The sequence below is a fragment of the Paracoccus fontiphilus genome, from assembly GCF_017356265.1.
In the GTDB taxonomy this organism is placed as follows: domain Bacteria; phylum Pseudomonadota; class Alphaproteobacteria; order Rhodobacterales; family Rhodobacteraceae; genus Paracoccus; species Paracoccus fontiphilus.
Window position 1 is genome coordinate 1 of the sequence record NZ_JAFNAW010000107.1, and the last position, 6,064, is coordinate 6,064.

The 6,064-nt window shown below is 67.3% G+C and carries 6 protein-coding genes and 1 pseudogene; 1 reads left to right on the plus strand and 6 read right to left on the minus strand.

Annotated elements, in window-relative coordinates; genetic code table 11:
• Positions 1-100: 100 nt before the first annotated feature.
• Positions 101-482, plus strand: a pseudogene (locus J0F76_RS21415) (IS66 family transposase); the annotation flags it as partial.
• Here J0F76_RS21415 and J0F76_RS19480 read toward each other — a convergent pair.
• The 6 genes from J0F76_RS19480 to J0F76_RS19505 form a co-directional block, all read right to left on the minus strand.
• The gene (locus J0F76_RS19480; protein ID WP_207472047.1) at positions 458-2,746 is read right to left on the minus strand and encodes an arginine/lysine/ornithine decarboxylase; all 2,289 of its coding nucleotides are present in this window, start codon (positions 2,744-2,746) and stop codon (positions 458-460) included. The pseudogene J0F76_RS21415 and the gene J0F76_RS19480 sit on opposite strands and share 25 nt — an antisense overlap.
• Before the next feature lie 257 nt (positions 2,747-3,003).
• Positions 3,004-3,930: an AEC family transporter gene (locus tag J0F76_RS19485; RefSeq protein WP_207472048.1), complete on the minus strand. Its 927-nt coding sequence runs from the start codon at positions 3,928-3,930 to the stop codon at positions 3,004-3,006.
• Between the two features lie 13 nt (positions 3,931-3,943).
• Positions 3,944-4,213 carry a sulfurtransferase TusA family protein gene (locus J0F76_RS19490; RefSeq protein ID WP_341351628.1) on the minus strand — a complete coding sequence of 90 codons (270 nt, stop codon included), beginning with the start codon at positions 4,211-4,213 and terminating at the stop codon, positions 3,944-3,946.
• Complete coding sequence (locus J0F76_RS19495) at positions 4,210-4,722, minus strand: DUF2478 domain-containing protein (protein WP_207472050.1); 513 nt, start codon at positions 4,720-4,722, stop codon at positions 4,210-4,212. The genes J0F76_RS19490 and J0F76_RS19495 overlap by 4 nt, the downstream gene beginning before the upstream one ends.
• Before the next feature lie 5 nt (positions 4,723-4,727).
• Complete coding sequence (locus J0F76_RS19500; protein ID WP_207472051.1) at positions 4,728-5,351, minus strand: response regulator; 624 nt, start codon at positions 5,349-5,351, stop codon at positions 4,728-4,730.
• Positions 5,348-6,064, minus strand: a 717-nt coding sequence (locus J0F76_RS19505; RefSeq protein ID WP_242690467.1) for an ATP-binding protein, incomplete at its 5' end; no start/stop codon positions are given. The genes J0F76_RS19500 and J0F76_RS19505, both read right to left, overlap by 4 nt.

Below are 6,064 nucleotides of genomic sequence, written 5' to 3' on the forward strand. Positions count from 1 at the left end.
GTTCGCGAAGCTCGGCCGGACAGGCGGGGGTGATTCTCGCCTTTGACATAGGGCTCATCCTTTGAGTGTTTTACTCTCCGGTAAAGCCAGGGCGGTTCATCGACGCAGGATCTCCGTCAAGTTCCGGCTCGGCGAGAAGCTTGGCCATATTCGCAACCATTCGGACGGGTTGCAGACCTTCCTGGCGGACGGTCGCGTCGAGATCGGCTCCGATCGGATCGAAAATCTGATCGGTCCTATTGCCCTCCAGCGCAAGAATGCACTCTTCGCAGGCCAAGATGAAGGCGGCATCGCCTGTGGTCGCACGCTCCGCTGATCGAGACATGCAAGATCAACGGCATCGAGCCCTTCGCCTGCCTCAAGACAACCCCCAGGCCATCGCCAACGGGCATTCTTTCAGATTGCCGCAAGCAGGATCACAGGGCGTCCTCGCTTTGCCAGAACGGCCCTGCCGATCTCAGGAGGCCACGCAATCCGCGTAGTGGCGCACCACGCCATCGGGACCCGTTTCCAGCACCAGCCCGTGGATGTCGGTTTCGAAGCCAGGGCATTCGCGCGCGAATTCGCGGTTGAAGCGCAGGTAGTCAACGATCTTGGCGTTGAACGTCTCGCCGGGGATCAGCAGCGGGATGCCCGGGGGATAGGGTGTCACAAGGCTTGTCGTGATCCGGCCCTCCAACTCGTCGATCGGCACCCGCTCGGTCTTGCGGCGCGCGATGTGCGAGAAGGCCTCGGTCGGGGTCATCGCCGGGTGGTGATCGGACAGGTAGATTTCGGTCGAAAGACGCGCGACGTCATATTTGGCATACAGCGCATGGACGTGCTGGGACAGGTCGCGCAGCCCCATGCGCTCGTAGCGCGGGTGCTTGGCGCAGAACTCGGGCATGACGCGCCACAAGGGCTGGTTGCGGTCGTAATCGTCCTTGAACTGCTGCAAGGCCGCGACCAGCGTGTTCCAGCGGCCCTTGGTGATGCCGATGGTGAACAGGATGAAGAAGCTGTAAAGCCCGGTCTTTTCCACCACCACGCCGTGCTCGGCCAGGTATTTCGACACGATGGAGGCCGGGATGCCGGTGGCGTCGAAACGCCCCTCGATGTCCAGGCCGGGGGTGATGATGGTGGCCTTGATCGGGTCCAGCATGTTGAAGCCGGGCGCCATGTCGCCGAAGCCGTGCCAGCTGTCTTCGCCGTCGCGCTGCACGCCCTCGCTGTCGGTGCGGCGCAGGACCCAGTCCTTGGTGCGGCCGATGCCTTCTTCCTCCAGCGCATCGGGGCCCCAGACCTGGAACCACCAATCGTCCTCGCCGAACTCGGCATCGACCTTGCGCATGGCGCGGCGGAAATCCAGCGCCTCAAGGATGGATTCCTCGACCAGGGCCGTGCCGCCCGGCGGCTCCATCATCGCGGCGGCCACGTCGCAGCTGGCGATGATCGAGTATTGCGGACTGGTCGAGGTGTGCATCAGGTAGGATTCGTTGAACAGGTGCCGGTCAAGCTTCACCTCCTCGGAATCCTGGACCAGGACGTGGCTTGCCTGCGAAATCCCCGCCAGCAGCTTGTGGATCGACTGGGTCGCATAGGTGACCGAGTGCTGCGTGCGCCCGCGCTTGCGGCCCATGGCGTGATAGGCGCCATAGAAGGGGTGGAAGGCCGCGTGCGGGATCCAGGCCTCGTCGAAATGCAGGTTCTCGACATAGCCGTCGAGCATCCGCTTGATTTCCTCGGTGTTGTAGAGAACGCCGTCATAGGTCGATTGGGTCAGCGTCATCATGCGCGGCTTGACGGCATCGGCATCGACGCCCTGCAGCAGCGGGTTCGCGCGGATCTTGGCGCGGATCGATTCCGGCTCGAACTCGGCGTGGGCGATGGGGCCGATGATGCCCCAATGGTTGCGGGTCGGCCGCAGGAAGACCGGGATGGCGCCGGTCATGATGATCGAATGCAGGATCGACTTGTGGCAGTTGCGGTCCACGACCACCACGTCGCCGGGCGCGACCGTGTGGTGCCACACCATCTTGTTCGAGGTCGAGGTGCCGTTGGTCACGAAGAAGCAATGGTCGGCGTTGAAGATCCGCGCGGCGTTGCGTTCCGACGCGCCGATGGCGCCGTTGTGGTCCAGCAACTGGCCCAGTTCCTCGACCGCGTTGCAGACATCGGCGCGCAGCATGTTCTCGCCATAGAACTGGTGATACATCTGGCCGATGGGCGATTTCAGGAAAGCCACGCCGCCCGAATGGCCGGGGCAGTGCCAGGAATAGGAACCGTCCTCGGCGTAATCCAGCAGCGCCTTGAAGAACGGGGGCTGGATGCCCTCCAGATAGGTCTTGGCCTCGCGGATGATGTGCTTGGCGACGAACTCGGGCGTATCCTCGAACATGTGGATGAAGCCGTGCAGCTCGCGCAGGATGTCGTTGGGCAGGTGGCGGCTGGTCTTGGTCTCGCCATGCAGGAAGATCGGCACGTCGGCGTTCTTCCAGCGCACCTCCTCGATGAAGGAGCGCAGGTTCACCACGGCGGGGTCAAGGTCGGGGCCGGGGCTGAACTCCTCGTCGTCGATGGACAGCACGAAGGCGCTGGCCCGGCTTTGCTGCTGGGCGAATTGCGACAGGTCGCCATAGCTGGTGGCGCCCAGGACCTCGAAGCCCTCGGCCTCGATGGCCTCGGCCAGTGCGCGGATGCCCAGGCCGGACGTGTTCTCGGACCGGAAGTCCTCGTCGATGATGACAATGGGGAAACGGAATTTCATCGGCTTTCCTTCTGATCGCCATCTCGGTCGCCCCGTTCTTTCCAGCGCGGACCGGGTCGTCAAGGCCATGCAGGTAAACGATGCGAGACATGGGGGCAACACGCGCGGAAAGGCGGTCCCCTGGACAGGATCGCCCTTGCATCCGGCACAGGGTTTCCCAGAGCCATGGGCCGGGGACTGGCTGCGCCACGGCAGGATGCCCCGTCAGGGGTGCCAACCGCCTCGGGCATGGCAGCAAGGCGGTCGCCGGGCCGGTCTCAGGCCTGCCCGATCAGCAGCATGACCAGGGGAATGGTCACGATGCTGAACACGGTCGAGATCAGGATGGCGGCCGAGACCCGTTGCTGCGCCACGCCGAAATGCTGCGCCAGGATATAGACGTTGCCGGCGACCGGCAGGGCGGCTGCCGCGATCATCACGCCGGTGGCGAAGGAGTCCACACCGATGCCCCAGGCGGCCACCCCGACGGCCAGCGGATGCAGGACCAGCTTGGCAAGGCTCAGCCAGCCCGAGGCCGCAAGCCGCCCGATCCGCCGGGCCGCAAGGCTGGCGCCGATGGCGAAAAGCGCGCCGGGGGTGGCGGCGGCGCCCAGCATGGCCAGGAATTCGTCAAGGGGGGCGGGCAGGGGCAGGCGCATCTGCGACCACAACAGGCCCGCCACCATCGACAGGATCATCGGATTAGCGACGACGCCGCGCCCGATGGGGGCCAGACTGGACAGGCGCATCCCGCCGCTGCGCCCGGCATGGATGATCAGGGTGATCAACGTGGAGAAGACCAGCATGTCGATGGTCAGCACCATCAGCACCGGCCCGATGGCCCGCTCGCCCAGCAGCACCACCAGCATCGGGACCCCCAGAAAGCCCGTGTTGCCGATCATGCAGCATTGCGCCTCCATCGCGGCCTCCGACACGGGCAGGCCGCGGGCGCGCGCCACTGCCATGCCCACCGCCCAGACCGCGAAGGAACCCGCCAGATAGGCCAGGGCGAAGCGTGCGTCGAACAAGGCCGCCAGATCCAGGCCTGCGGCAAAGCGGAACAGCATGGCCGACAAGGCGAAGAAGAAGACGAACTTGGTCAGCCAGGCCGCCGCCTCCTGCGGGAAGAATCGCGTCCGCGCGGCCAGCCAGCCCAGGCCGATCAGCCCGAAAAAGGGCAATGTCTTCAGGAATACGGCCAGCATGCTTCTTCGTTGCTCAAATACCCTCGGGGGTGAGGCCGCTTGCGGCCGAGGGGGCGGACAGCCCCCTTTCGACGATGAACTCGATCACGCCGCCCTCCATCTCGCGCTGGCCCGCCAGCCGATGCCCGGCCTTGCCGCAGAAATGCGGCACATCGACGGCGGCCATGGCGTCCGTCGCCAGCAGGCGCACCCGCGCGCCGGCAGGCTGGGTCAGCAGCACCTTGCGCAACCGCAGCACCGGCAGGGGGCACAACAGCCCGCGCGCGTCGACCAGAACGCTCACGCGACGCCCGTGACCTGGTCCAGGCACCATTCGGCCAGCGATTCGGGGGCAAGATGCTGGCCCATGCCGTCGCAGAACTCGGCCCAGGCCCCGCGCTGCTCGGGAGGGACGTGCAGCAGCACCGGAAGACCGTCCGCGACGGCCCCGGCGATCACCGACCGGAAACCGCGGCCGATCGCCTCCTGCCGGCCGAACTTGGGCAGGATCAGCAGTTCGGCCCCTGCCATGCGGACGGCGACGCGGGCCGCCGCATCCTCCAGCGCGCCGGGGTCCAGGCGGCACCCGGTCGAGCCAGCGCCAAGCGATTGCGAGATGCGGATCGGCGCGTCCTCCTCTCCGATCACCAGCACGTCCATGTCGCAGGCGCAGTCGGCCCCCGTGTCGGTGTTGGTCTGGACCGCGCCGGCCACGCGCAGCCCGGCATCGGCCAACTGGACCGACAGCCGCGCAAGAATGCGGTCCGCCTCGCCCGGCGGGGCATCGTCGTTCAGACTGAACCAACCCAGCATCGCTCTCATACCCCGCTGTCCAGCGCAAATTTCATCAAGCCGTTGATCCCGTCCACGCCCAGCTTCTTCTTCAGCACCGACGAGGTGTTGGCGGCGGTCTTGTAGCTGACATCCAGCTCGTCCGCGATGGCCTGCAGGCTGAAGCCCCGGCCGATCAGCGCCAGCACCTGCCGTTCGCGATCCGACAGCGCCCCCAGCGGATCGGCCGCAGCCCCCGCCCGCAGCGTGGCAAGCGCCATGGCGTGGCGGGGGGACAGGTAGAACTCGCCCCCTTCCAGCATCCGCACGGCGTCGCGGAAATCGGCGGGGGGCGCGTTCTTCGACAGGAAGCCCTGCGCGCCCGCCTGGAGGGCACGGGCGGCAAAGCCCGTCTGGTCGTTCATGGAAAAGATCAGGATGCGGGCGCCGGGCGCGGCGGCGCGCAACGGCTCGACCAGATCCAGCCCGCCCGCGCCCGGCAGGCTGATGTCCAGCACGATCAGGTCGGGCGCGTCCCCGGCGGACAGTTGCGACAGCGCCTCCTCGCCCGACATGGCCTGGCCGATGCGCTCGTAGCCCAGTTCGCGCAGAAGCCTGTTGGCGCCCAGATGGGTGATGGGGTGGTCGTCGATGACAAGCGCGGACTTCATGGCAACTCTTCCGGCTGCGGGAGGGGCAGGCTGGCGGCGATGGTGGTGCCGCCCGCGCCCGAGGACAAGCGCAAATCGCCGCCCAGCAGGGTGATCCGTTCGCGCATCCCGGTCAAGCCGGTGCCTTCGCGCGCCCCCGGCGCCATGCCCCGGCCGTTGTCGCGCAACTCCATGCGCCAATGGGCGGGATCGGTCCACAGGCGCACCGAGACCCGGCTTGCCCCGGAATGGCGCAGGGCGTTGGTGGTGCCTTCCTGCAGGATGCGGAACAGGGTCAGGGCGGTCGCCTCGTCCGGCTCGGGAAGGCCGGGGGCAAGATCCAGGCCGATCTCCAGGTCGGGAAACCGCCGCGCCAGATCGGCGACATAGTCAGCCAGCACCGTGGAAAGGGGCAACTGCCCGATGGCGGCGGGGCGCAGGTCGCCCAGAAGGGCACGGTTCACGCGGGCGATTTCCTCGGCGATGGCGGCAATGGCCGTCGCATGGCCGGCGATCGCGGGGGTGGGGGCCGCCTCGCGCAGGGCATCGGCCTCGACCCGCAGGCCGAACAGGCAGGGGCCCATCTCGTCGTGGAGGTCGCGGGCGACGGCCTTGCGTTCCTCGTCCCCGCGCGTGACGACGCGGCGTTGCAGGCGGGCGCGGTCGGCCTGCGCCTGGGCCAGGGCCTGGGCCAGGTCGTCCACCCCGGCGGCGATCGGCGCCAGGTCGCGCTG

What these genes read in the sequence shown, in the direction of transcription:
- J0F76_RS19485 (WP_207472048.1), bottom strand. Translation starts at nt 3,930, where the DNA reads ATGCTGGCCGTATTCCTGAAGACATTGCCCTTTTTCGGGCTGATCGGC.
- J0F76_RS19495 (WP_207472050.1), bottom strand. Translation starts at nt 4,722, where the DNA reads ATGCTGGGTTGGTTCAGTCTGAACGACGATGCCCCGCCGGGCGAGGCG.
- J0F76_RS19480 (WP_207472047.1), bottom strand. Translation starts at nt 2,746, where the DNA reads ATGAAATTCCGTTTCCCCATTGTCATCATCGACGAGGACTTCCGGTCC.
- J0F76_RS19500 (WP_207472051.1), bottom strand. Translation starts at nt 5,351, where the DNA reads ATGAAGTCCGCGCTTGTCATCGACGACCACCCCATCACCCATCTGGGC.